The organism is Pseudomonas sp. AE27, from assembly GCF_037113495.1.
GTDB classification, from domain to species: Bacteria; Pseudomonadota; Gammaproteobacteria; order Pseudomonadales; family Pseudomonadaceae; genus Aquipseudomonas; species Aquipseudomonas palmensis.
Map to the genome: position 1 here is coordinate 1685833 of NZ_CP146966.1, position 25149 is coordinate 1710981.

At 66.0% G+C, this 25149-nt stretch carries 20 protein-coding genes and 2 riboswitches; of the genes, 10 read left to right on the forward strand and 10 right to left on the reverse strand.

The features are described 5' to 3' along the window. Positions 1–97: 97 nt before the first annotated feature. The 3 genes from V9K84_RS07790 (at position 98) to yiaY (ending at position 3530) form a co-directional block, all read left to right on the forward strand. Positions 98–550 carry a PACE efflux transporter gene (locus V9K84_RS07790; protein WP_043861441.1) on the forward strand — a complete coding sequence of 151 codons (453 nt, stop codon included), beginning with the start codon at positions 98–100 and terminating at the stop codon, positions 548–550. Between the two features lie 190 nt (positions 551–740). Next, a complete protein-coding gene (gene ilvA, locus V9K84_RS07795) occupies positions 741–2303 on the forward strand; it encodes a threonine ammonia-lyase, biosynthetic (RefSeq protein ID WP_088514957.1) in 1563 nt (520 codons plus the stop codon). Between the two features lie 78 nt (positions 2304–2381). Beyond that, positions 2382–3530 (forward strand): L-threonine dehydrogenase, encoded by a 1149-nt coding sequence (gene yiaY, locus V9K84_RS07800; protein WP_054914574.1) that lies wholly within the window; start codon positions 2382–2384, stop codon positions 3528–3530. An 80-nt stretch (positions 3531–3610) separates the two neighbouring features. On the opposite strand, the gene V9K84_RS07805 is transcribed toward yiaY, so the two are convergent. Together V9K84_RS07805 and V9K84_RS07810 are read right to left on the reverse strand one after the other, a co-directional pair. After that, positions 3611–4963: a GntP family permease gene (locus tag V9K84_RS07805; RefSeq protein WP_043861444.1), complete on the reverse strand. Its 1353-nt coding sequence runs from the start codon at positions 4961–4963 to the stop codon at positions 3611–3613. A gap of 100 nt (positions 4964–5063) precedes the next feature. Further along, the gene (locus V9K84_RS07810; RefSeq protein WP_043861445.1) at positions 5064–5603 is read right to left on the reverse strand and encodes a gluconokinase; all 540 of its coding nucleotides are present in this window, start codon (positions 5601–5603) and stop codon (positions 5064–5066) included. 207 nt (positions 5604–5810) lie between these two features. Between V9K84_RS07810 and V9K84_RS07815 the strand changes: the two genes are divergently transcribed. Next, positions 5811–6830 carry a LacI family DNA-binding transcriptional regulator gene (locus V9K84_RS07815; RefSeq protein WP_054914573.1) on the forward strand — a complete coding sequence of 340 codons (1020 nt, stop codon included), beginning with the start codon at positions 5811–5813 and terminating at the stop codon, positions 6828–6830. 89 nt (positions 6831–6919) lie between these two features. Next, positions 6920–8239, forward strand: coding sequence for a PAS domain-containing methyl-accepting chemotaxis protein (locus tag V9K84_RS07820; protein WP_088514956.1), 1320 nt, complete (start codon positions 6920–6922; stop codon positions 8237–8239). Between the two features lie 8 nt (positions 8240–8247). Here the strand turns inward: V9K84_RS07820 and V9K84_RS07825 are convergent, their stop codons facing one another. From V9K84_RS07825 to V9K84_RS07850, 6 genes are all read right to left on the reverse strand, one after another. Next, complete coding sequence (locus V9K84_RS07825; protein ID WP_088514955.1) at positions 8248–11544, reverse strand: transporter substrate-binding domain-containing protein; 3297 nt, start codon at positions 11542–11544, stop codon at positions 8248–8250. Between the two features lie 7 nt (positions 11545–11551). Beyond that, positions 11552–12166: a response regulator transcription factor gene (locus V9K84_RS07830; RefSeq protein ID WP_043861449.1), complete on the reverse strand. Its 615-nt coding sequence runs from the start codon at positions 12164–12166 to the stop codon at positions 11552–11554. A gap of 295 nt (positions 12167–12461) precedes the next feature. Next, positions 12462–13208, reverse strand: coding sequence for a precorrin-4 C(11)-methyltransferase (gene cobM, locus V9K84_RS07835; RefSeq protein ID WP_043861450.1), 747 nt, complete (start codon positions 13206–13208; stop codon positions 12462–12464). Between the two features lie 28 nt (positions 13209–13236). Further along, positions 13237–13641, reverse strand: a complete 405-nt coding sequence (locus tag V9K84_RS07840; RefSeq protein WP_054914569.1) for a cobalamin biosynthesis protein — start codon at positions 13639–13641, stop codon at positions 13237–13239. Beyond that, positions 13641–14330, reverse strand: coding sequence for a CbtA family protein (locus V9K84_RS07845; RefSeq protein WP_058540145.1), 690 nt, complete (start codon positions 14328–14330; stop codon positions 13641–13643). Before V9K84_RS07845 ends, V9K84_RS07840 begins: the two co-directional genes overlap by 1 nt. Positions 14331–14341: 11 nt before the next feature. Continuing rightward, positions 14342–14527 carry a CbtB domain-containing protein gene (locus tag V9K84_RS07850; RefSeq protein ID WP_043861453.1) on the reverse strand — a complete coding sequence of 62 codons (186 nt, stop codon included), beginning with the start codon at positions 14525–14527 and terminating at the stop codon, positions 14342–14344. A 113-nt stretch (positions 14528–14640) separates the two neighbouring features. Then, positions 14641–14870: riboswitch (cobalamin riboswitch) on the reverse strand. A gap of 56 nt (positions 14871–14926) precedes the next feature. Beyond that, a riboswitch (cobalamin riboswitch) is annotated at positions 14927–15126 on the forward strand. A gap of 97 nt (positions 15127–15223) precedes the next feature. On the opposite strand from V9K84_RS07850, the gene cobW reads away from it, so the two are divergent. The 4 genes from cobW (at position 15224) to V9K84_RS07870 (ending at position 21727) form a co-directional block, all read left to right on the forward strand. Beyond that, positions 15224–16294 (forward strand): cobalamin biosynthesis protein CobW, encoded by a 1071-nt coding sequence (gene cobW, locus V9K84_RS07855; RefSeq protein ID WP_043861454.1) that lies wholly within the window; start codon positions 15224–15226, stop codon positions 16292–16294. Positions 16295–16297: 3 nt separating this feature from the next. Then, positions 16298–20047 carry a cobaltochelatase subunit CobN gene (gene cobN / locus V9K84_RS07860; RefSeq protein WP_088514954.1) on the forward strand — a complete coding sequence of 1250 codons (3750 nt, stop codon included), beginning with the start codon at positions 16298–16300 and terminating at the stop codon, positions 20045–20047. Positions 20048–20054: 7 nt separating this feature from the next. After that, on the forward strand, positions 20055–21062 hold the full coding sequence (locus V9K84_RS07865; protein WP_088514953.1) for an ATP-binding protein: 1008 nt from the start codon (positions 20055–20057) through the stop codon (positions 21060–21062). A gap of 101 nt (positions 21063–21163) precedes the next feature. Next, complete coding sequence (locus V9K84_RS07870) at positions 21164–21727, forward strand: VWA domain-containing protein (RefSeq protein WP_058540516.1); 564 nt, start codon at positions 21164–21166, stop codon at positions 21725–21727. A 117-nt stretch (positions 21728–21844) separates the two neighbouring features. Here the strand turns inward: V9K84_RS07870 and V9K84_RS07875 are convergent, their stop codons facing one another. After that, positions 21845–22111: a hypothetical protein gene (locus V9K84_RS07875; RefSeq protein WP_054914565.1), complete on the reverse strand. Its 267-nt coding sequence runs from the start codon at positions 22109–22111 to the stop codon at positions 21845–21847. Between the two features lie 323 nt (positions 22112–22434). Here V9K84_RS07875 and V9K84_RS07880 point away from each other — a divergent pair, with 323 nt between their 5' ends. After that, positions 22435–23760 (forward strand): sigma-54 dependent transcriptional regulator, encoded by a 1326-nt coding sequence (locus V9K84_RS07880; RefSeq protein ID WP_043861458.1) that lies wholly within the window; start codon positions 22435–22437, stop codon positions 23758–23760. An 88-nt stretch (positions 23761–23848) separates the two neighbouring features. On the opposite strand, the gene V9K84_RS07885 is transcribed toward V9K84_RS07880, so the two are convergent. Continuing rightward, positions 23849–25135 carry a hypothetical protein gene (locus tag V9K84_RS07885; protein ID WP_043861459.1) on the reverse strand — a complete coding sequence of 429 codons (1287 nt, stop codon included), beginning with the start codon at positions 25133–25135 and terminating at the stop codon, positions 23849–23851. Positions 25136–25149: the final 14 nt, after the last annotated feature.

A 25149-nucleotide genomic window follows, 5' to 3' on the forward strand; every position in this document is an offset into this window, starting at 1 on the left:
GCCGGCCCCTGCGGCCGACGACAGTTGACCGCTTCACCATTGAAACCCGGCTTCAATCAGCCTAGCCTGCGCGGCATACCGTTGAAAGGAGCCCGTCATGCAAGGCGTTACCCGCAAGATCACCCAGGCCATTCTGTACGAAGTCATCGCGGTGGCCTGTGTCGCACCGGCCCTGGCGTTGGCCTTCGATGAGGGCATGGCCCATTCCACCGTGCTGTCGGTGATCATGTCGGGCATGGCCCTGGGCTGGAACATGCTCTACAACTACCTGTTCGAGTTCTGGGAGGCACGTCAGGCCCGACGCAGCCGCACCTTCGTGCGGCGCCTGCTGCATGCCATCGGCTTCGAGGGCGGGCTGGTGCTGATCCTGCTGCCGGTGGTGGCCTGGTGGCTGGACATCAGCCTGTGGGCGGCACTGGGCACCAACCTTGCGCTGTTCGTGTTCTTCTTCGTGTACGCCTTCGTGTTCCAGTGGGGCTTCGACCGGGTGTTCGGCGTGCCCGAATCGGCGCACGAACGCGGCGTGCAAGCCTGCACGAGCGCAAAATGAATGATTGACTTGAAAAAGGCCCTGGGCTAGTTTCGCTGCCATGAGCTTATTCGCAGCGTTGCCTTCGCACAGCATTATTACCGCCATTATCAGATTGGCGGGCTAGCGAGCACCTTGCACCTAACCCGCCCTGGAGGCGGGTTTTTCCTTTCTGACTCCTGGGCACTTCAAAAAAAACCAGGAGTCACCGATGACCAGCCTTACCGTCTGCCCCAGCACCTCGACCAGCGCCACCAGCCTGCTGTCGGACTACGTGCGAAGGATTCTTGCCGCACCGGTATATGACCTGGCTATCGAGACGCCCCTGCAGCCCGCCCGGGCACTGTCCGAGACCCTGGGCAACAACGTGCTGCTCAAGCGCGAAGACCTGCAGCCGACCTTTTCCTTCAAGATCCGCGGGGCCTACACCCGTCTCAGTCGCCTGAGCACCGAGCAGCGCGAGCGCGGGGTGATCACCGCGTCCGCCGGCAACCATGCCCAGGGCGTGGCGCTGGCCGCCCGTGAACTGGGCATGCGCGCCACCATCGTGATGCCCACCACCACTCCGGCGCTGAAGATCGAAGGGGTGCGCTCGCGTGGCGGCAATGTGGTGCTGCACGGTGACAGCTTCCCGCGGGCGCTGGCCCATGCGCTGCAACTGGCCCAGAGCGAAGGCGCCACGTTCGTGCCACCGTTCGACGACCCGGACGTGATTGCAGGGCAGGGCACCGTGGCCATGGAGATCCTGCGCCAGCAACCGGGCGAGCTGGACGCGATCTTCGTGCCGGTGGGTGGCGGCGGCCTGATCGCCGGCATCGCCGCCTACGTCAAGTACCTGCGCCCGCAGGTAAAGGTGATCGGCGTCGAGCCGCATGACTCTAACTGCCTGCAGGCCGCGCTGGCCGCTGGCGAGCGGGTGGTGCTGCCCCAGGTCGGCACCTTCGCCGACGGCGTGGCGGTGGCGCAGATCGGCGCGCATTGCTTCGAGGTGTGCCGGCATTACGTGGACGAAGTGGTCACGGTCAGCAGCGACGAGCTGTGCGCGGCCATCAAGGACATCTACGACGACACCCGCTCGATCACCGAGCCTTCCGGTGCGCTGGCGGTGGCCGGGATCAAGAAGTACGTGGCCAGCCGCGGCGTGACGGGCCAGACCCTGGTGGCAATCGACTCCGGTGCCAACGTCAACTTCGACCGCCTGCGCCATGTGGCCGAACGCGCCGAACTGGGCGAGCAGCGCGAGGCGGTCATCGCGGTGACCATCCCCGAGCAGCCGGGCAGCTTCCGTGCCTTCTGCCAGGCCCTGGGCCAGCGCCAGATCACCGAGTTCAACTACCGCTACCAGCCCGGCAAGGAGGCCCGCCTGTTCGTCGGCGTGCAGACCCACCCGCACACCGACCCGCGCGCGCAGTTGCTGGCCAGCCTGGCCGGGCAGGGCTACGAGGTGCTGGACCTGACCGAAAACGAGCTGGCCAAGTTGCATATCCGCCACACCGTGGGCGGCCACTCGGCCCCCTCGCTCGACGAGCGGGTGCTGCGCTTCGAGTTCCCGGAGCGTCCTGGCGCCTTGCTGGGCTTTCTTGAGCGCCTGGGCAAGCGCTGGAACATCAGCCTGTTCCACTACCGCAACCACGGGGCTGCCGAGGCGCGGGTGTTCGTGGCGCTGCAGGTGCCGGACGATGAGCTGGCGCAGTTGCCAGGCACCCTCGACGGCATGGGCTATCGCTACTGGGACGAGACCGACAACCCGGCCTATCGGCTGTTTCTTGGCTGACTTTGCGCTGGATCAACATGCCCTGTGGCCCACGGGCGGATCCTTGAGGCAGAGATATAAAGCCTGAGGAATACCGCCATGAGCAGCACGTTTTTCATCCCAGCCGTCAACATCATGGGCATCGACTGCCTGGACGAAGCCATGACCGCCATTGTCGGCTATGGCTTTGCCAAGGCGTTGATCGTCACCGATACCGGGCTGGCCAAGGCCGGCGTGGCACAGCGAATCGCCGAGCAGCTGGCGATGCGTGACATCGACTCGGTGGTGTTCGACGGCGCCAAGCCCAACCCGAGCATCGCCAACGTGGAGCAGGGCCTGGCGATGCTCAAGCGCGAGCACTGCGACTGCGTGATTTCGCTGGGCGGCGGTTCACCCCACGACTGCGCCAAGGGCATTGCCCTGTGTGCCACCAATGGCGGGCACATCGGCGACTACGAAGGGGTCGACCGCTCCGCCAAGCCGCAATTGCCGCTGATCGCGATCAATACCACGGCCGGTACGGCCAGCGAGATGACGCGCTTCTGCATCATCACCGACGAGGCACGCCACGTGAAAATGGCCATCGTCGACCGCAACGTCACCCCGTTGCTGTCGGTGAACGACCCGGCGCTGATGGTCGGCATGCCCAGGTCGCTGACGGCGGCCACCGGTATGGATGCACTGACCCACGCCATCGAGGCCTATGTATCCACGGCGGCCACGCCGATCACCGACGCCTGCGCACTCAAGGCCATCGAGCTGATCAGCCGCAACCTGCGCCAGGCGGTGATCGACGGGCAGGACCTGACCGCGCGGGAGAACATGGCCTATGCGCAGTTCCTCGCCGGCATGGCGTTCAACAATGCTTCGCTGGGGTTCGTGCACGCGATGGCGCATCAGCTCGGTGGCTTCTACGACCTGCCGCACGGGGTGTGCAACGCGGTGCTGCTGCCCCATGTGCAGCGGTTCAATGCGGCGGTGAGCGCAGCGCGCCTGCGTGATGTGGCACAGGCGATGGGCGTGGCGGTGGAGGGGCTGAACGCGGCGCAGGGTGCCGATGCGGCGATCCAGGCCATCGTGCAACTGAGCGACGATATCGAGATCCCGCCGGGGCTGGAGGTGCTGGGTGCGCGGGTGGCGGATGTGCCGACCCTGGCGGCCAACGCGCTCAAGGATGCCTGCGGCCTGACCAACCCGCGGCGGGCCAGCCAGGCCGAGATCGAGGCGATCTTCAAGGCAGCCTTCTAGGGCATCTTCGCTGGCAAGCCAGCTTCCACAGGGTTCTGCGGTACGGCCAGAACCTGTGGGCTGGCTTTGCGGCGATGCCGTCAGACCACCAGCGACAACAGCATGATGAAGATGATGCCCACCACCGACAGGATGGTTTCCATCATGCTCCAGGTCTTGAAGGTTTCGGCCACGGTCATGTTGAAGTACTGCTTGACCAGCCAGAAGCCCGCATCGTTGACATGCGACAGGATCAGCGAGCCGGCCCCCGTGGCCAGCACCAGCAGCTCGCGGTTCACGCCCGGTATCATGCCGATCACCGGGGCCACGATACCCGCACCGGTAATGGTCGCCACCGTCGCCGATCCCGTGGCGATGCGAATCACCGCCGCCACCAGCCAGGCCAGCATGATCGGCGAGATCTGCGCCTGTACCGCCATCTGACCGATCACGTTGCCCACACCGGTATCCACCAGCATCTGCTTGAAGCCGCCCCCAGCGCCCACGATCAGCACGATTGCCGCCGTAGGCGCCAGGCTCTGGTCGAGCATCTTCATGATCTGCTGGCGGCTGAAGCCCTGGGCTGAGCCGAAGGTGTAGAAGGCCAGCAGCAGGGCTGCCAGCAGCGCCGTGATCGGGTGCCCGATCAGGTCCATCCACTGGCGAAAGATGTGCTCGGCCGGCAGTACCACGTCGGCGAAGGTCTTGAGCAGCATCAGGAACACCGGCAGCAGGATGGTTACCAGCGTGATGGCGAAGCTGGGCAGTTGCGTGCGCTCGGCTTCGCGGGCGATCTGGTCCATCAGCTCCTGGGACGGCGAGCCGGGGATGTACCGCGAAATGAACGTGCCGTACAGCGGCCCGGCGATGATCGCCGTGGGCAGCGCCACGATCAGCCCGTAGAAGATGGTCTTGCCGATGTCGGCGCCGAACACGCCGATGGCCAGCAGCGGGCCCGGGTGCGGCGGCACCAGCCCGTGCACCACCGACAGCCCGGCCAGCAGCGGAATGCCGATCTTGATCAGCGATACCCCGGTGCGCCGGGCAACGATGAACACCAGGGGTATCAGCAGCACGAAGCCGATTTCGAAGAACAGCGGGATGCCCACCAGGAAGGCGGCGAACATCATGGCCCAGTGCACCTTCTGCTTGCCGAAGGCGCGAATCAGGGTTTGCGCGATCTGGTCGGCGCCGCCGGAATCGGCCATCAGCTTGCCGAGCATGGTGCCCAGTGCCAGCACGATCCCGACAAAGCCGAGTACGCCCCCGAAACCGTCCTGGAACGACTTCATCACTTTGGCTACCGGCATGCCGGAGGTCAGGCCCAGAAAGCCCGCGGCCAGGGTCAGCGCCACGAAAGGGTGCACCTTGAAGTGGGTGATCAGCAGCACCAGGCCGATGATGGTCACCAGTGCATCGAGCAAGAGGTAGGTATCAGTTGCCAGACCGAACATGGTTCAGTGCCTCGTATTGTCATTGTTGTGGGCGGAACTTTTACAGCGTGCAGCAGTCGAGACAGCGCTATCTTTGGTGAGCCGGAAAACTCCCGGAAAATCAGGCAGTTCGCGCCAGCGCCGACTCACCGCAGGGCTTTAGCCAGGTGTCTACCTGACGGGCCAGCTGGGCGATGGGTTGGGTGGCGTCCAGGGTCAGGGTCAGGGTTTCGCCGCGCGGCGACTCCAGGGCGGCGAACTGGCTGTCGATCAGGCTTGCCGGCATGAAGTGGCCGGGGCGTGCCAGCACGCGGCGTTCGGCTTCCTGGGGCGTCAGTTCGAGGAACACGAAGCCCAGGTCGGGTACGGCGTGGCGCAGGGCGTCGCGGTAGCGCTTTTTCAGCGCCGAGCAGGTGAGGATCGGCCGTTCGCCGGCCTTGAGGGTGGCCTGCAGCTCTTCGCCCAGGCGGATCAGCCAGCCAGCGCGGTCGTCATCGTCAAGGGGAATGCCGGCGCTCATCTTCTGGATGTTGGCGGCAGGGTGAAAGGCATCGCCTTCGATCAGGCGGCCGCCGCTGCAATCGGCGATGGCAGAACCGACGCAGCTCTTGCCGCAGCCAGCCACGCCCATCACCACAATAGCGGACAGGGGAGAGTTCATCGGTACCTCCTGCGGGGCGAGATAGCGCTATCTTTGGCCGAGGCTGACAACGCCTCGGCGGCTTCCCACCCGGTTGTTATTGGTTTTGTAAAAGCAGTCTGGGCGCTCATCGCCGTGCACCTGCAGTTATGCATTGCCTGACGTCTGAGACAGCGCTACCTTAGTGCCCGTTCCCTTCTCTTTGCAAGCCGAAAAATAAAAGCCCCCATGACCCGCATTGGCTCCCGTACTACCGGTCGTCCCACCCTGGCTGAAGTGGCCAGGCTTTCCGGGGTTTCCCCGATCACCGCCTCGCGCGCCCTGCGCGGCATCAGCACGGTTGCCCCGGAACTGGTGCAGAAGGTCAAGGATGCTGCCGCAGCGCTGGGCTATGTCGCCAACCCGGCAGCCCGCGCGTTGGCGTCGGCACAGAGCCAGTCGGTGGTGGTGCTGATTCCGTCGCTGTCCAACCAGCTGTTCATCGAAACCCTCGAAGCCATCCACGACGTGATGCGCCCGCGCGGCCTTGAAGTGCTGATCGGCAACTTCCACTACGACGTGGCCGAAGAGGAGAACCTGATTCGCAACTACCTGGCCTACCAGCCGTGCGGCATGCTGCTCACCGGTTTTGACCGCACCGAGGCGTCGCAGCAGATGCTGGCCGCCAGTGGTGTGCCCTGCGTGCACATGATGGAGCTGGGGGGGCCGGACACGGCCACTTCGGTCGGGTTTTCCCAGCAGCAGGCCGGGCGCGCGGCTGCCCGGCACCTGATCGAACGCGGGCGGCGGCGCCTGGGCTTCATTGCCGCGCAGCTCGATCCGCGGGTGATGCAACGCGCCGACGGGTTCCGCCAGGCGCTGGACGATGCAGGGCTGTATGACCCGGCACTTGAAATGCTCGCACCGCAGCCGTCATCCATCGGCCTGGGCGGCGAGCTGTTCAGCCAGTTGCTCGAGCGTCACCCGGAGGTGGACGGGCTGTTCTTCTGCAACGACGACCTGGCCCAGGGCGCGATTCTGCAGGCCTTGCGCCAGGGCATCGAGGTGCCGGGGCAGGTGGCGATGGTGGGCTTCAACGACCTGCCGGCATCGGCTCACCTGGTACCGCGCCTGACCTCCATTCGCACCCCGCGCGCTGCCGTGGGGCGGCAGGCTGCGCAGGCGCTGCTGGCGTTGCTCGACGGCAAGGGCGGGCAGCCGCGCACCCAGGACCTGGGCTTCGAATTGATGGTGCGCGAAAGCAGTTGACGTGGGGTGATAAACGGTGATGGCAGTTGGCTTGCAGGGTACAGAAGTGCATCTATGCTGAGCAAAAACCGCCAATGGAGTGGTAACCAATGTTTAACGCCCATCGCAAGTCTGACCTGGCTGAAATCGAGCGTTGCACCCAAGCGTTACACCACTCCAATGCCAAGCTTGCGGCCATAGGCCGCTCGATGGCCATGATCGAGTTCAGCCCCGACGGGGTGATTCTCGAAGCCAACGAGCGTTTCTGCTCCACCCTGGGCTATGCCGCCGAGGAGATCATCGGCAAGCACCACCGCATTTTCTGCGAGCCCGACTACGTCAAGAGCGATGCGTACCGCACCCTGTGGCGCGACCTGGCGCGGGGCGAGGCCCACAGCGGTACCTTTCTGCGGCGCGACAAGGCCGGGCACGATGTATGGCTGGAGGCCAGCTACATGCCGGTGTTCGGCGCCAACCAGCAGGTCACCAGCGTGATCAAGGTCGCCTCCGACATCACCCGGCGGGTGGTCGAGGAGCATGAGAGCGAAAGCCTGATCAATGCCATCAGCCGTTCCATGGCGATGGTCGAGTTCACCCCCGAAGGCAATGTGATCCGTGCCAACGAGAACTTCCTCAAGACCATGCATTACCGGGCCGAGGAGGTCATTGGCCAGCACCACAGCCTTTTCTGCCACCGCAGCGAAAGCGAGTCGAGCGCCTACAAGGCATTCTGGGCCTCACTCAATCGCGGCGAGTACCATTCCCATCGTTTCGAGCGCAAGAACAAACTCGGGCAGATGGTGTACCTGGAAGCTTCCTACAATCCGATCTTCGATACCCGTGGCCGCCTGTACAAGGTGGTCAAGTTCGCCAGCGACATCACCCACCAGGTATGTACCCAGCAGACGGCTGCCGAAGCGGCCCACGCCACCTCGGTGCAGAACGATGCCTGCGCGCGCAAGGGCTCGGAAGTGGTGCAGCATACGGTGCAGGTGATCGAGGAGATCTCCCGCGAGCTCAATGCCGCAGCCCGCAGCATCGATGCGGTGAGCAAGCAGTCGGAACTGATCGGGCAGATCGTGCAGACCATCCGCAGCATTGCCGACCAGACCAACCTGCTGGCCCTGAACGCCGCCATCGAGGCGGCGCGGGCAGGTGAACACGGCCGCGGCTTTGCCGTGGTGGCCGACGAGGTGCGCAGCCTGGCGGCACGCACCAGCAAGGCGACCCTGGAGATCGTCGATGTGGTGCGCCAGAACCACGACCTTTCACTCAATGCGGTGGCCAGCATGCAGTCGAGCCTCAGCCGCACCGGGCTGGGGGTGGAACTGGCCAATGAGGCGGGGGAAGTGATCCTGGAAATCCAGCAGGGTTCGCAGCACGTGGTGGACGCCATCAGCCAGATCAACTCGACCCTGCAACTGCACTGAGCCGCATCTCAGCCGGCGGCGATGGATCGCTGCAGGTGTTCATGCAGATCTTTCAGGCTCTGTTCCAGCGCCGCCAGCAACGCCTCGATGGCCTTGTCCGGGGCCTTGCCGGTACAGGCCTGCTCCAGCGCATCGCAGTGCCCCACCAGGCCATGGGCCTTGAGCATCTTGGCGCCGCCCTTGATGCGGTGCGACAGGCTGCGCAGTTGCTGTCGACTCGCGCCTGAGCCCAATGCACGCAACGCCTCGAGGTCTTCGGCGCTGCTGCGCTCCAGCTCCGTCAGCAGACGCTTGATCAGCCGTGGGTCACCCAGGGTCAGGTGCTTGAGGTTGTCGATGTTGAAACCGCTGTTGTCCTCGGCGCGGGGCTCGGGTGGCGCCTGCGGCTCGGGGGTATCCACCCCCGACAGGTGACGGCTCAAGGCGCCCAGGCCGATCGGCTTGAACAGGCAGTCATCCATGCCCGACGCCAGGCAGCGTTCGCGTTCGTCGGCCTGGGCGTTGGCGGTCAGGCCCAGGATCAGGCAGGGCGGGCGTTTCGCCTGGGCTTCCTGGGCACGAATCTCGCGCGCCAGCTGGTGGCCGTCCATGCCGGGCATGTTGCAGTCGGTGATCACGGCGTCGAAGCGCCCGGCCTGCCAGGCCTGCAGGCCGCCCGCGCCGTCGCTGGCCTGGGTCACCCGATGGCCCAGCACGCTCAGCTGCTTTTCCAGCAGCATGAGGTTGGCGGGGTAGTCGTCGACCACCAGGATGTTCAGCCGCTGGCTGGCCTGCGCCGTTGGCTCCTGGGCCGGTTCCTCGGGTTGACTGGCAGTGCTGGCCAGCATCAGCGGCAGGCTGACCGTGACCTGGGTGCCATGGCCCGGGGTGCTGTGCAGCTCCAGGCTGCCCTGCATCAGTTCGCACAGGGTCCGGCTGATCACCAGGCCCAGGCCGGTGCCCTGGCGAGCCGGCTGGCTGCCGGCCTGGATGAAGGGGTGGAACAGGCGCTGCTGGTCCGGCTGGCTGATGCCGATGCCGCTGTCCTCGACGGCCAGGTGCATGTGCACCTGCTTGCCGCACGGCGTGGGCTGGCACTGCAGGCGCACGCTGACGCCGCCGCGCTCGGTGAACTTGATGGCATTGCCCAGCAGGTTGGACAGGATCTGGCGAAAACGCAGCGGGTCGATCTCCACCAGGGCGGCGGGGGGCTGCAGGTCCTGGGTCAGGCTGATGTCCTTGAGACGGGCGCTGCTTTCGAACACCTGCACGGTGCTGCGTACCAGCGCACCCAGGTCGGTGGGTTGTGGCGCCAGGCTCATGTGTCCGGATTCGATGCGGGCGATGTCCAGCACGTCGCCGATCAGCTCCAGCAGGCTGCTGGCCGAATCGAATGCCACCTGCAGGGAGTGCTCGTCGGTGCGGCCCTGTGCGGCATCCTTCAGGGCAAGCTCGAGCAGGCCGATCACCGCGTTCATGGGGGTGCGGATCTCGTGGCTCATGGTGGTCAGGAAGGTGCTCTTGGCGTGGTTGGCGCTGTCGGCCTGTTCCTTGGCCACATGCAGCTCTTCGAGCAGGTGTTCGCTGATGCGCAGCTGCAGTTGCAGGGCCTGCTCGGCCTCGGCGCGTTGCTGCATCAGCTTGCGCAGGTAACGGTTCCACAACGCTATGGCAAGCACCAGCGCCACCGCGATGCCAAGAATCTGCAGCACCAGCGAGCGGTAGTTGCGCCAGGGCGTGTCGCTGATCAGGGCGTTGATGCGCCAGCGATTGACCAGCTGGGTCATCTGCTCGGGCGGGATGCTGAGCAGGGATTTTTCCAATATCGCATGCAGTGGCGAAGAACGTTCGGTGGCGAAGGCGGCGAGGGCAGGGGTGTCGTCCAGCAGGGTGGCGATGCGCAGGCGGTCCTTGAACATGCGGCTGATGAAGTAGGCGGCGTTGATCTGCGAACTGAGCGCCGCGTCCGCGCGGCCCTGGGCCACGTACTCCATCAGTGCCAGCGGGTCGTCGACTTCGATCAGGCTGATGGCGGGATAGCGCTGGCGCAGTTCGGCGCTCACCGGTGTACCGCGAATGATCGCCAGGCGCTTGCCGTCGAGCTGGTCGGGGTGGCGGATCGACGTATCGCGCACGCTGGTCACCAGCACCCGCGGGTTGGCCAGGTAGGGCCGGGTGAAGGCCAGGGTTCTGGCGCGCTGCTCACCATAGTTGAGCGCGCCGACGACCTCGGCTTCGCCCTGTTCGACCATGCTGATCATGGTGGGCACCGAGTCGGTCTCGATGATCTGGAACTTCAGCCCGCTGCGCAGGCTGATCTGCGCCAGCACGTCAGCGGTGATGCCGCGAAAGTGCTGGTTTTCGTCGAAGAAGCTCAGGGGCGCGAAGTACTTGTTGATGACCACGCGCACGCTGGGATGCTGCGCGATCCAGTGTCGCTCTTCGTCGGTCAGCGCGATGTCCGCCCGGTTGAGCAGGATGCTGCTCACGCCGCTGGTCCAGCGGCGCATCACGTTCAACCGGTCGCTGTCGGTGATGCTGCCCAATGCCTTGTTCACCAGGTCCAGCAACGCGGTGTTCTCGCGCACCAGGGCAAAGCCGAAGGAAGAGCGCTGGGGTTTGACGTAGTGGGAGATCTGCAGGCTTTCGCGGTAGTTCTTGCCGATCAGGTAGTCGGAACTGATCGCGTCGCCGATGAATGCATCGGCCTGGCCCAGGGCCACCGCCGACAGGGCCGACATGGTCGAGGCGTACAGTTGCAGGTTCGCCCGGGGGTAGAGCTGGCGTACCAGCGACGGTGGCAGGTAGTGTTCGACCATCGACAGCGTCAGCCCGTCGAGCGGGTCGTCAGGGTCATGGGTCACGCCGACGGGGGTCGCGATGATCGGCTGGTCGTCGGCGTAGGGCTGGCTCATCACCAGTGCGCTGTCGGCGGCTTCGTAGCCGTTGGCGCTGCCCAGCAGGTCGATCTGGCCACTGTGCAGGGCGGCGATGGCCTGGATACGGTTCGGGAACTGCAGCACCTGCACCGGGATCTTCAACTGCTCGCCGATCAGGCCGGCGAAGTCGGCGCTGACCCCTTCATAGTCGTGCTGGCTCACATTGATGTCGAAGGGCGGGTAGTCCGGCGCCGAGGTGCCCAGGCGCAGCACCTGCTTGTGCTTGAGCCACCGACGTTCGGCGAGGGTCAGCGGGGGTGGCGCACTGCTGCTGACCGAGCGCCCGAGCAGTTGGCGGGCAACCCCCGGCTCCTGTGCCATGGCGCTTATCGCCAGCCACTGCACCAGGCAGGCGAGCAGCAGGGCAGGCAGGCAACGCTTGGTCATGGGCGGCTCAGGTCAGTGCGTTGCGGTTGGCCACATCGATCAACTCAACCAGCGATACCACCCCGAGCTTTTCCATGATGCGGGTCTTGTAGGTGCTGATGGTCTTGGCGCTGAGGATCATCGCCGTAGCGATTTCGCCGTTGCTGGCGCCCTTGGCCAACTGGCGCAGCACCTCGAACTCACGGTTGGACAGCTTGTCCAGGCGCTGGAGTTCCGAGCTTGACCGGTCATTGAAGCGTGACGCATCGGGCAGGTAGGAGTAACCGTTGAGCACGGCCTTGAGGGCGGCGCTCAGGATATCGAGGTCTTCGTCCTTGCGCACGAATGCCGAGGCACCGGACTCGATGCAACGGCGGGCGAACAGCCGGGGTGGGCGGCCGGTCAGTACCAGGATACGTGGCGGGTTGGTCAACTGGCTGAGCCGCTCCAGCACGCTCAGGCCATCCAGGCGTGGCAGCCCCAGATCGAGGATCACCACGTCAGGCTGCAGCTTGCGCGCCAGTTCGACAGCACTGGCGCCGTCTCGGGCTTCACCGACGATGTTGTAGCCATCGCGCTCCAGCAGGGTGCGGATGGCGAAGAGGATGGTGGTGTGGTCATCAACGATCAAGACTTTGGGCATCGCGCAACTCCTTGTCAGAGAGGTGATCCAGGCCCCGAACCGTTCGGGGCGACGCCTGCCCAGGCTCTGGCAAGGCGGCCAAGATACGTGGAAACGCTCAGCAGGAGTACGTCCAGTATAGAAGTGAGGAAGAAATCAGTTCGATTAGAGGATTTTTCTTACAAGGCGCTCGAAAGTTCTGTAGCCGAATTCCTATCGTCTGGGCCGGTTGTCGCTTGCAGAGGCTGTTGAATCGGCAGGCGCGCCCATGGGAACGCGCCGGGCATCGGGCCGGGAGGGCCGCCGTCAATGGCCGTCAAGGTCGGTACAGGTGCGCATGCCCGGCGCGGTAGAGCGCCGACTCGCTGAAGGTATCGCTGCCCAATACCCGGCCCACCAGGATCAGTGCGGTGCGTCGAAAGCCCTTGGCCTGCACCCGTTGCACGATGTCGTCCAGGCTGCCCAGCACCCAATCCTGATCTGGCCAGGTGGCGCGGTGCACCACGGCGATCGGGCAATCGCTGCCGTAATGCGGACGCAGTTCCTCGACGATTCTGGCCAGGTGCTTGACCCCCAGGTGAATGGCCAGGGTTGCCTGGTGGCTGGCGAGGCTCCCCAGCGATTCGCCCGGCGGCATCGGCGAGGTATCGCCGTAGCGCGTCAGGATCACGCTCTGGGCGATGTCCGGCAGGGTCAGCTCGCATTCGAGCAGCGCGGCACTGGCGGCCACGGCGGTCACGCCGGGGATGATCTGGAACGGGATACCCAGTTCACGCAGGTGGCGGATCTGTTCGCCGATCGCACCGTACAGCCCCGGGTCGCCGCTGTGTACGCGGGCCACATCCTGGCCGTTGGCGTGGGCCGTGCGCATCAGCTCGATGATCTGCCCCAGGTGCAGTTCGGCGCTGTTGATCACGGTTTCGGCGCGGTGGCCTTCGAGCACGGCGGCGGGCACCAGCGAGCCGGCATAGATGATCACCGGGCAGCTGTGGATCAGGCGCTGGCCCTTGACGGTGATCAGCTCGGGGTCGCCCGGGCCGGCACCGATGAAATAGACGGTCATGATGAATCCTTGGAAAGATTGCGCGGCATTATCCGTCAAACGGCGGGGCCCAGGCCAATGCCAGGGTGGCGGCGCCTTGCACGGTGCGTGGCAGGCGCAGTGCGGCATTGGCGCCGCCGCGTTGCTCGGCCAGGGCCAGCGCGGCGCTTTCGGCCACCCCATGGCAGCCGCTGAGGGCGAACGCCGTGGGCGAACGGTGGCTCAGGCGGCTTTCGAAGGGGGCCAGTTGCGCGGCCGAAAAGAACACCAGCGGCAACCCCAGTTGCCTGGCCAGTTCATGCAGGCCGGGCTCGTCGGCCTTGAGGTCGATGCTGGCCAGCCCGGCGAGGGCAGAGGCGGGCAGGTGATGGGCGAACAGGGTCTGCTGGAGCAGGGCAGCCAGTTCGCGGGCCGGGCAGCCGCGACGACAGCCCAGCCCGGCATACAGCTGCATCAGGCTGGCTGGCGACGGTACAGCCAGGCACTGAGCAGGCCCAGGGCCAGCCAGAACGCGGCATTGGTCAACAGCGACGCCACCTTGAACTGCGCCTCCAGTGCTTGCGGCGCCAGGCTCTCGTGCACCTCCGGCTGCGGCGCACCGACCACGTGCGGAACAACCAGCAATGCCACACCCAGCGCCTTGAGCAGCCAGTTGTGGGCAAACACGATCAGGGCCAGGCCGGCAGCGGTGGCAGCCGCGGCGCCCACCCACCACAGTTGACGCTGCGCCAGGTCGGCGGCGGCAGTGCCCGGCAGCTCTGGCGGCAGCCCGAGGGTGGGCGCCAGGCAGAATACCGCGAACCCGGCAAGCCCCCAGGCTGCGCCGGTGGCGGTACGGCCCGGCGCACGCAGGGTGTACAGCGCAGCCAGGATCAGGGCAAAGCCGACCGCCACCACCAGGTTGCCACCGGTGGTCGACAGCACGCGCTGCCAGCCGTCTTCAGGCGACCAGGCCTCGGCATCGTGGTGGTGGCCTTCACCCGCGGCGTCGGCATGCTCATGGGTTTGGGCGGCCGGTGCCGGGTTCTCGTAGGTTTCGGCCTGCAGAATCAGCGGTGCGACCCAGAAGCTTTGCAGCAGGGTCAGCAGCAGGGCGGCGAGCAGGCCGGTAAAGCCTGCGGTGCGGGCAATGCGCTTGATCATCGGGGCAGGTCTCAGTGGCAAGGGAACGCGGCGCTGTGGCGGGTATCGTGGGCAGCGTTGTGCACCGCCTCGATGTGCGAGAAGCCGGCGAAGTAGACCAGGCAAAGGCCCAGCAGCGAGGCACCGATGGCGACGGCCAGGCGCTGGCTGAGGGTAGTGGGGGTGACGAGGGGCTGGCTGGCGGTACTGATGGGCATGGCGCGTTCCTTTTTGCTGTTGTCGTGTCGTCGGGGCTATCGGCAACAGGCAAGCGCGGCCAACCCCTGCGCGAGGCTCGCCCAGGGGTTCAACAGCGCCCGCCCACCGCGGGTTTGTCATGACTGTATCGGGCCGGTCTCCGGGCTTGCGAGGGCTGGCAGCATGCTCAGCCTGAGGGCGTCACCTTCCCATGCCGCACAGCTGGCACAGTGGTAAAGACGCTTTCCTCGCTTACCGTTGCGGGGGCAGCACCGGATTTGTCGCTGCTTCTTTGCAGAAGCGGCTGACGCACCGGTTTCCCGTTTCACCTTGTAAAAAGGCACCCGAACGAATGCGGCTAGCAAATCATGCGCGCCGGCATCCGTCAATACAGCGGTTGACCTGCCCCGGACCACTGCGTAGCCTAGCCGCTTCGAGGTTCTGCGGCCCTGGCTGCAGCTAAGACGGGAATACGGTTCAAGCCGTGGCTGCCCCCGCAACTGTAAGCGTTGAACGGCATCGGCCGTGCCACTGCCCCGGGCGGGAAGGCGTCGATGCTGCCGGCAGGCGTGCCGGCACAGCGCGAGCCAGGAGACCTGCCTCGAACAGTTTCCGACTTTCAACCGGGCGGGGTGATCCGGTGGCGAATGCGCTCAGGCAGCAAGGCTCCTGCGGCTCTCGTCCTGCATGCCCGCCATCCTGCCAAGGGCACCCCCATGAAAACACTGGCCAAACTCCCCGTCACCATCGTTACCGGCTTCCTCGGCTCGGGCAAGACCACCCTGCTGCGGCACATGCTCGACAACGCCCAGGGCCGCCGCATCGCGGTGATCGTCAACGAGTTCGGCGAGCTGGGCATCGATGGCGAGATCCTCAAGCAGTGCAGCATCGGCTGCACCGAGGAAGAAGCCAGCGGGCGCGTCTACGAGCTGGCCAACGGCTGCCTGTGCTGCACCGTTCAGGAAGAGTTCTTCCCGGTGATGCGCGAGCTGGTGGCGCGCCGTGGCGACCTGGACCATATCCTCATCGAAACCAGCGGCCTGGCGCTGCCCAAGCCACTGGTGCAAGCCTTCCAGTGGCCGGAAATCCGCAACGCCTGCACGGTGGATGCGGTGATCACCGTGGTCGACAGCCCGGCCGTGGCCGCCGGCACCTTCGCTGCCTACCCCGACCAGGTGGACGCCCAGCGCAAGCTCGACCCGAACCTGGACCACGAGTCCCCACTGCACGAACTGTTTGCCGACCAGCTGGCCAGCGCCGACCTGGTGGTGCTGAACAAGGCTGACCTGATCGCTGCCGACGACCTGGCCAGGGTGCGCGCCGAGGTGGCCGAGGAACTGCCGCCTGCGGTCAAGGTGGTGGAGGCCAGCAGCGGCCGCCTGCCGTTGGACGTATTGCTGGGCCTGGGCGCCGAGTCCGAGCAGCACATCGACGCGCGTCGTACCCACCACGATTCGCACCATGACGGCGATGACGACCACGACGATCACGACCATGATGCCTTCGACTCCATCTCCATCGAGTTGCCCCAGGCCGACGAAAGCCTGCTGCTCGATGCCCTGACCCAACTGGTGGTGCAGCACGGCATCCTGCGCGTGAAGGGCTTCGCGGCCATTCCGGGCAAGCCGATGCGTCTGCTGGTGCAGGGCGTGGGTACGCGCTTCGACAAGCACTTCGACCGCGCCTGGCGCAGCGACGAGCCACGTACCACGCGCCTGGTGCTGATTGGCCAGGACCTAGACGCCGTGCAACTCGAAGCCAGCCTGCGCGCCGCACTGGGCGCCTGACCCATGCACCTGCTGCGGACCCAGCCCGGCGGCTTTGTGCCGGACGACAGCATCGCCGACCTCGGCCAGACCCCCGCCGACCTGGTGATTCTCTGCAGCGGTGATTCGCACCTGGCACTGCTGGCCGAAACCGCCCAGCAGTTGCCGGACGACTACCCCAGCCTGCGCCTGGCCAACCCCATGCTGGTGCAGAACCATGCTTCGGTCGACCTGTATGTGGACGAAGTGCTGCGCCATGCCAAGGTCATCCTGGTGTCGCTGCACGGCGGCATCGGCTACTGGCGCTATGGCGTGGAGCAACTGGTGGCGCTGGCGGGGCGGGGCGTGCAACTGATCCTGGTGCCGGGCGACGACCGCCCGGACCCTGAGCTGACCAGCCTGAGCACGGTGCCCGCTGCCCAGGCCGAACGGTTGTGGCACTACCTGCGCCAGGGCGGCAAGGCCAATGCGCTGAACCTGTTCCAGTGCCTGGCCAGCCAATGGCTGGGCCGCGACTACCACTGGGACGAGCCGCAGCAGTTGCCGCGCACCAGTGTCTATCACCCGCAACACCCCCAGGCGAGCGTGGACAGCTGGCGTGCCCTGTGGCAGCCCGGCCAGCCCGTGACGCCGATCATCTTCTACCGCTCGCACCTGCAGGCCGCCAACACGGGGTTCATCGATGCGTTTTGCGAGCGTCTGCAAGGCGCGGGGCTCAACCCGCTGCCGATTGCCGTGGCCAGCCTCAAGGAGGCAGCCTGCCTGGACCAGGTCGAGCAATGGCTGGACCAGGTCGACGCGGCCCTGATCATCAACACCACAGGCTTTGCCCAGTCCAGCCCGCAGCAGCCGCATTTGCGCCCGTTCCGGCGCGACATCCCGGTGCTGCAGGCCATCTGCGCACAGGACAACCAGCCGGCCTGGGAGGCCAGCGAACAGGGCCTGGGGGCCCGCGACCTGGCCATGCACATTGCCCTGCCGGAACTGGACGGGCGCATCATCAGCCGGCCGATCAGCTTCAAGGACCTGGCCTGGCGCAGCGAACGCAGCCAGTCGGACGTGGTGTGCTACAAGCCGCACCTGGAACGCATGGATTTTGTTGCGGAACTGGCCCGGCGCTGGTGCGAGCTGGCGCGCCTGGACAACCCGCAAAAACGCGTGGCGCTGATTCTGGCCAACTACCCGACCCGCGACGGGCGCATCGGCAACGGTGTGGGGCTGGACACCCCGGCGGCGGCGCTCAACATACTGCGCGCCATGCAGGCCCAAGGCTACCCGGTGGGGCCGTTGCCAGACAGTGGCACGGCGCTGATCCAGGCCCTGCTCGGCGGGGTCAGCAACGACCTCGACACGCTCGACCAGCGCCCCTGTGCGCAGAGCATGGCGCTGGACGATTACCGCGCCGCCTTCGCCCTGTTGCCCCAGGCCAACCAGCAGGCGGTGCGCGAGCGCTGGGGCGAGCCGGAGCAGGACCCGATGTTCCGCAGCGGGCGCATGATGGTCGCCGGCCTGCGCCTTGGCCTGACCTTCGTCGGTATCCAGCCGGCGCGCGGTTATCAGGTCGACCCCAGTGCGGTGTACCACGACCCCGACCTGGTGCCGCCGCATGGCTACCTGGCGTTCTACTTCTGGCTGCGCCACGCCTATGCCGCCGATGCGCTGATCCACGTGGGCAAGCACGGCAACCTGGAGTGGCTGCCGGGCAAGGGCGTCGGCCTGTCGGCCGGGTGCTGGCCGGACGCGTTGCTGGGGCCGCTGCCGAACATCTACCCGTTCATCGTCAACGACCCGGGCGAGGGCGCACAGGCCAAGCGCCGCACCCAGGCGGTGATCATCGACCACCTGATGCCGCCGTTGACCCGCGCCGAAACCTACGGGCCGTTGCGCGACCTGGAACTGCTGGCCGACGAGTACTACGAGGCGCAACTGCTGGACCCGCGCCGGGCCCGTGAACTGCAGCGCGACATCCTCAACCTGGTGCGCGACAACCACATCGACCGCGAGCTGCAACTGGAAGGCGCGCTGGACGATGCGGCGGTGTGGCTGCCGCGCCTGGACACCTACCTGTGCGACCTCAAGGAGTCGCAGATTCGCGACGGCCTGCATGTGTTCGGCCAATCGCCGGACGGTCGCCTGCGGATCGACACGCTGCTGGCCCTGCTGCGGGTGGAACGTGGTGATGGGCGCGGCCCCAATGCCAGCCTGCTGCGCGCCCTGGCCCGCGGCCTGGGGCTGGGCTTCGACCCGCTGGACTGCGACCTGGGCCTTGCCTGGGAAGGGCCACGGCCGCCGAGCCTGGCACAGGTGAGCAGCGAGGCCTGGCGGACCAACGGCGACACCCGCGAGCGGCTTGAACTGTATGCCGCCCGCCTGATCGAGCAGACCCTCGACGGGGCGCCGGCCAGCCACCAGCACAGCGCCGACGTCGAGGCCGTGCTGCAGGCGCTGCGGGCCCAGGTGGCGCCGCAGCTGGATGCCTGCGGCCCGGCCGAAATGCAGGGCCTGCTGGCGGCGCTGGACGGGCGTTTCGTGCCGGCGGGGCCGAGCGGGGCGCCCAGCCGCGGGCGCCTGGACGTGCTGCCCACCGGCCGCAACTTCTACACCGTGGATGTGCGCAACCTGCCCACCGCCACGGCATGGCGCATCGGTTTCGCCTCGGCCAACCTGATTCTGGAACGCCACCTGCAGGACCACGGCGACCACCTGCGCCAGCTCGGCCTGTCGGTATGGGGCACGGCCACCATGCGCACCGGCGGCGACGACATCGCCCAGGCCATGGCCTTGCTCGGCGTACGCCCGGTATGGGCCAGCGGCAGCCAGCGGGTGGACGACTTCGAGATCCTGCCGGTGAGCCTGCTGGATCGCCCCCGGGTAGACGTGACCCTGCGCGTTTCGGGGTTCTTCCGCGATGCGTTCGGCAACCTGATCAAGCTGTTCGACGCGGCGGTGCAGGCCGTGGCGGCACTGGATGAGCCGGATGACCTCAACCCCCTGGCGGCCAAGGTGCGCAGCGAGCGTGCCGAACTGCTGGCCGCTGGCCTGAGCCCCGAGCAGGCCGAGCGCCAGGCCGGCTGGCGGGTGTTCGGCTCCAAGCCCGGTGCCTACGGCGCCGGGGTGCAGAACGCCATTGACGGCCGTCTGTGGCACAGCCGTGAAGACCTTGCCGAGGTCTACCTCAACCATGGCGCGTATGCCTATGGCGCCTCGGACGACGGCACCGCCGCGCGCGAACCCTTTGCCCGGCGCCTGAGCCAGGTGCAGGCGGTGCTGCAGAACCAGGACAACCATGAGCACGACCTGCTCGATTCCAACGACTACTACCAGTTCCAGGGCGGCATGCTCGCGGCGGCAGAAAGCCTGGCCGGTGCCGGCGTTGCCAGTTACCACGGCGATCACAGCCAGCCGGATCGCCCGCGCATTCGCACCCTCAAGGAAGAACTGAACCGGGTGATCCGTGCGCGTGCGCTCAACCCCAAGTGGATCGACGGGGTCAAGCGCCATGGCTACAAGGGCGCGTTCGAGATGGCCGCGACGGTCGACAACCTGTTCGCCTTCGATGCCACCACGCACCTGATCGACGATCATCATTACCAGTCGCTGGCCGAGGCCTATGTGCTCGATGCCGCGACCCGCGAGTTTATCCGCCAGCACAACCCCGAGGCCCTGCGCGACATCACCGAACGTTTGCTGGAGGCCCAGCAGCGCGGGCTGTGGCAGGCACCGGGCGAGTACCGCCAGGCCCTGGAAGAGCAACTGCTGGACGCAGAGGAATAAGCCAGACATGAGCGAACCCGTACATTTTCCGCTGGCCGCCGTGGTCGGCGCCCACGACCTGAAGCTGGCGCTGTGCCTGACGGCCATCGACCCCAGGATCGGCGGCGTGCTGATCGAAGGCCCGCGCGGCATGGCCAAGAGCACCCTGGCCCGGGGCCTGGCCGACCTGCTGGGCGAAGGGCCCTTCGTGACCTTGCCGCTGGGCGCGACCGAGGAGCGCCTGGTCGGCACCCTGGACCTGGATGCTGCGCTTGGGCAGGGTCGCGCGCAGTTCTCGCCGGGTGTGCTGGCCAAGGCTGATGGCGGCGTGCTGTACGTCGACGAGGTCAACCTGCTGCCCGATCACCTGGTCGACCTGCTGCTGGATGTGGCTGCCAGCGGCACCAACCGGGTAGAGCGCGATGGCATTTCCCATCGGCACAGTGCGCGCTTCGTGCTGATCGGCACCATGAACCCGGAGGAGGGCGAGCTGCGTCCGCAGTTGCTCGACCGTTTTGGCCTGAATGTGGCCCTGCAGGGCCAGCCGCTGCCCGAGGCGCGAGGCCAGATCATCCGCCGCCGGCTGGACTTCGACAGCGACCCGCAGGCGTTCTGCGCGCAGTGGGCCGATGCCCAGGCCGAGCTGCGCCAGCGCTGCCAGCAGGCACGCGAACGCCTGGAACAGATTGCCCTGGATGACCAGGCCCTGGCGCAGATCACCCAGCGCTGCTTCGAGGCCGGGGTCGACGGCCTGCGCGCCGACCTGGTCTGGTTGCGTGCCGCCCGTGCCCATGCGGCCTGGCGCATTGCACCGGGCATCGAGGCCGAGGATATCGAGGCGGTGGCAGAGTTTGCCTTGCGCCATCGGCGCCATGACCGGCCCGCCGAGCAACCGCCTCGCCCCGACGCTCAGCCCCAGGGGCAATCGAGCCCGTCGAGCGAGCCCCAGGGCAGTGGCCAGTGGGGTGAGCTGCCAGGCCAGCCGGTGGCTGTGGGCGCTCGGCGCGAGGTACCGCGCTGGCCAAAAAAGCCTTGAGCATCCGCCCGCGCTCGCACCCAGCGGCGGATGCCAGGCCCCGTGCAGGCAAGCTCGACCGGGGCCCGCGCGGGCGTGCCCGGGCAGCCGGGCAGGGCAGCGTGGCCTGGCCTGCCACCCTGCTCAAGGGCCGCCCGCGCCAGCGCGACGAGCTGTGCTGGGCGCAGCGCACCGCCGCGCCGGCGCAGCTCTGGCTGGTGATTGTGGATGCGTCGGCGTCTACCCGGCGTTACCAGGCACTGAGCAAGGCCAAGGGTTTGCTGGCCGAGCTGTTCGACCAGGCCTACCGGGCCCGCGCCAGGCTCGCCCTGCTCACGGCCAGCGGCCGCGAACCGCGCTGGCAGCGCCACGGCCTGAAGGCCTCTGCTGCGCTGCAGCCCTGGCTGGCGGAGCTTGGCGCCGGCGGAGGCACGCCACTGCTCGAGGCACTGCAGCAGGCCCGGCAATGGCTGACCCAACGCCAGCGGCGCTACCCCAATGAGGTGCAGCACTGCCTGATCCTCACCGATGGCCGGCTCAAGGCCTGGCCGGCGCTGGAGGCACTGCCGTGCAGCAGCCTGCTGGTGGACATGGAAAGCGCACCGGTTCGCCTGGGCCGCGCCAGGCAAATGGCGCTGGAACTGGGTGCGCAATACCAACACCTGGAACAGTTCAACTTGCGTTGAAACAAGTACTTGGGCCGTAAACTGCGGCCAACTGCCGCAGCCGCCGGCGCACACTTCACAAACAAAAAAAGTGCACCCAGTGGGTGCACTTTTGCATGAACGGGGCAGGCCGGAAAGTTACTTCGGCATGCTCCACGGCTGCAAGTCATAACCTTTCTGGCTCAACTCGGCGCGCACTTCCTCGATCAGGTGTGCCAATTGCTGCGGGTCGGAATAGGTGCTGCTTGGAACTTGCTTGCTGCCGATACGGGTGCTGGTCCGGTCGATTACCGCCAGGCTGAGTTCGCCAGTGCCGTTAGGCACATCCCAGGCGACGCACTGGAAAGGTTCGAAGGCGTGGTCGGCAATCAGCAGTGCTTCGTTGACACGGAGCGGGGCGTTCATGGGTTCGGTCTCTCTGTGGTCCCAAACATTGAAAAAGTTGCGGCAAGGTGTGTTCCCTGCGGCAGGTTACTTGTACTGATGCACGCAGTAGTGGGTCAGGTCACACTGCAAGTAATGTTTTTTTAATCGGTGCTGACAATCTGCATTCATTGGCAACATCTGGGACGTTGAATTAACAGGAAAATTCTACCGAGCCGAAAGCAAGGCCGTATTTGCAGACGGACGGTAGTGGGCATTCTGACGTTGGTTGCTACTGTTACAGACGGGCCATACAACATGCTGTTTCTACTAACATTTCCAATAATTGGCGCCAAGGAAAGGTCATGCTGGAACCGGTACCGAACCGCCGCTTGCTGATCGTTGACCCTTGTGACGATTGCCACCGCTTGTTGCCAGGCCTGCGCAGCGTAGGTTGGGACGTGCGCACCTGCACCCTTGCCACTGCCCTGGAGCACCCTTGCGATGTGGGGTTGCTGCGCCTGCACGCCAGCCACCTGCAGCACCCCGATGCGGTCAAGGACCTGATCAGCCGCAGCGGTACCGAGTGGATCGCGGTGCTCAGCGCCGAGGAGCTGCGCGCGCAGAACGTGGGTGATTTTGTGTGCGAGTGGTTTTTTGACTTCCATACGTTGCCATTCGATGTCTCCCGCGTGCAGGTGACCCTGGGTCGCGCATTCGGCATGGCACGCCTGCGCGGCAAGGGCAACCTGCATGTGGATGAGCCCGAGCACGAACTGCTGGGTGACAGCCGCCCGATCCGCGAACTGCGCAAGTTGCTGAGCAAGCTGGCGCCCACCGAGTCACCGGTGCTGATTCGAGGCGAGAGCGGTACCGGCAAGGAGCTGGTGGCGCGCACCCTGCACCGGCAGTCGCAACGCCACGACAAACCGTTCGTGGCGATCAACTGCGGGGCGATTCCCGAACACCTGATCCAGTCCGAGTTGTTCGGCCACGAAAAGGGCGCCTTCACCGGCGCGCACCAGCGCAAGGTCGGGCGCATCGAGGCTGCCAACGGCGGCACGCTGTTTCTCGACGAGATCGGCGACCTGCCGCTGGAACTGCAGGCCAACCTGCTGCGCTTTCTGCAGGAAAAGCATATCGAACGGGTGGGCGGCAGCCAGCCGATTGCGGTGGACGTGCGCGTGCTGGCTGCGACCCATGTCGACCTGGAGAGCGCGATCACCAGCGGGCGTTTTCGCGAAGACCTGTATTACCGGCTCAACGTGCTGCAGGTGGTGACGGCACCGCTGCGTGACCGGCATGGCGACCTGTCGATGCTGGCCAGCCACTTTTCGCGTTTCTACAGCCAGGAAACCGGCCGGCGCCCGCGCACCTTCAGCGAAGACGCGCTGATGGCGATGGGCAAGCATGATTGGCCGGGCAATGTGCGCGAACTGGCCAACCGCGTGCGTCGCGGCCTGGTGCTGGCCGAAGGGCGGCAGATCGAGGCCCAGGACCTCGGGTTGCAGGGGGCGCAGGTCGAGATGACGCCGATGGGTACCCTGGAAGACTACAAGCACCGCGCCGAGCGCCAGGCGCTGTGTGACGTGCTCAATCGTCACAGTGACAACCTCAGCATTGCGGCCAAGGTGCTTGGGGTGTCGCGGCCTACGTTCTACCGGTTGCTGCACAAGCATCAGATTCGCTGAAGATCCCACGCTACGTCCATTCGCCAGCAAGACTGGCTCCTACCCGAAGGTAAGAGCCAGCCTTGCTGGCGAATGGCGTCGGCGCAGATCAGAAGTAGTAAGGGAATTTGAGGCTGAAGGTGAAGTCCGGCGCATCGTCGGTCAGGCCGATCGACAGGTTGGGCACTATGGTCAGGTTGTCGGTGGCGGCCAGGGTCATGCCCACGTTGAAATAGGCGGCGTTGGCATCACTGCTGGGCACCGAGGTCCAGCTGTCGCCGGTTTCGGCCGACTTGATCTTGGATTTGCGCGCGATCAGGTCGGACACCGAGAACGACATGCTCATCTTCTCGTTCAGCGCAAAGGCGATACCGGCGCCGATCTGGAAGCTGTCGCCCAGCTTGACCTTGCCCGGCACCTTGACCCCGGACGTGGAGCTGACGTCACTGAACGACTCTTCCAGGGTATGGGTATAGGACAGGCTGCCGAACAGTACTGCCGGGTCGAACGTCTTGACCAGCGAGATGCCCGGGCTGATGGACCATACGCCGTTGCCGGTGGGCAGGTCTTCGGGGTAGGCGAGGCTGTCGTTGTTCGGGTCCTGGATCAGCTTGATGCCGAACGGGTCCTTGCCGGTGGGCGCCTTGACCCGCAGGGTGAGCACCGCATCGGGGCTGTTTTCCGATTCGTCGAGGAACTTGTAGGCCACGCCGAAGTTGACATCCCCCAGGGTCGGGTCGCGAGTGACGGTCTGTTCGGTCACGCCCTGGGCGTTGTTGCCGGCGCCCCCGGACTGGTAGGTGGACTCGCGGTAGACGATGGGGGCGTTGATATCGAACTGCCAACGCTGGTCGAGGTTGTAGCGGGCAGTCAGGTCCAGGGTCCAGTTGTCGGCCTTGATGCGGTCCAGGTTGATGTTGCCCAGGAAAATCGAGTCCAGCGCGAGGAAACCGTTAAGGATCAGTTGGCGGGTGTCGTAGCGGGCGTAGGTGATGCCGGTCTCGACGCTGAACTTGCCGCCACCGAAGAAGCCGCTGGCCTCGTCGTACAGGTTGGACACGCTCTGCGCAGGTTCCGAATCGCCCTTGAGCGCTTCGCCGTAGGAACTGCCGGTGCCGGGGGCCGCCCCGGATGCGGTAGCCACCTGGCCTGACCGGGTGGGGGCCGCTGGCGAGCGGGTCAGGCGCTGAGGAGGTGCCGCGGGTTGATCTTCAACCTGACGGACCCGCTGCTCGAGCACCATCAGTGCCTGCTGCTGGGATTCATAACGTTGCTTGAGTGCCTGCAACTCCTGTTTCAGGGCCTCAACTTGCGGATCTGGCGCCGCTTGCAGCAGCGCTGAAGACGCCAGAGTGCTCACACAGACCACTGCCTTCAACGAAAACGATCGATGCATGGGTTAGCCGTCCC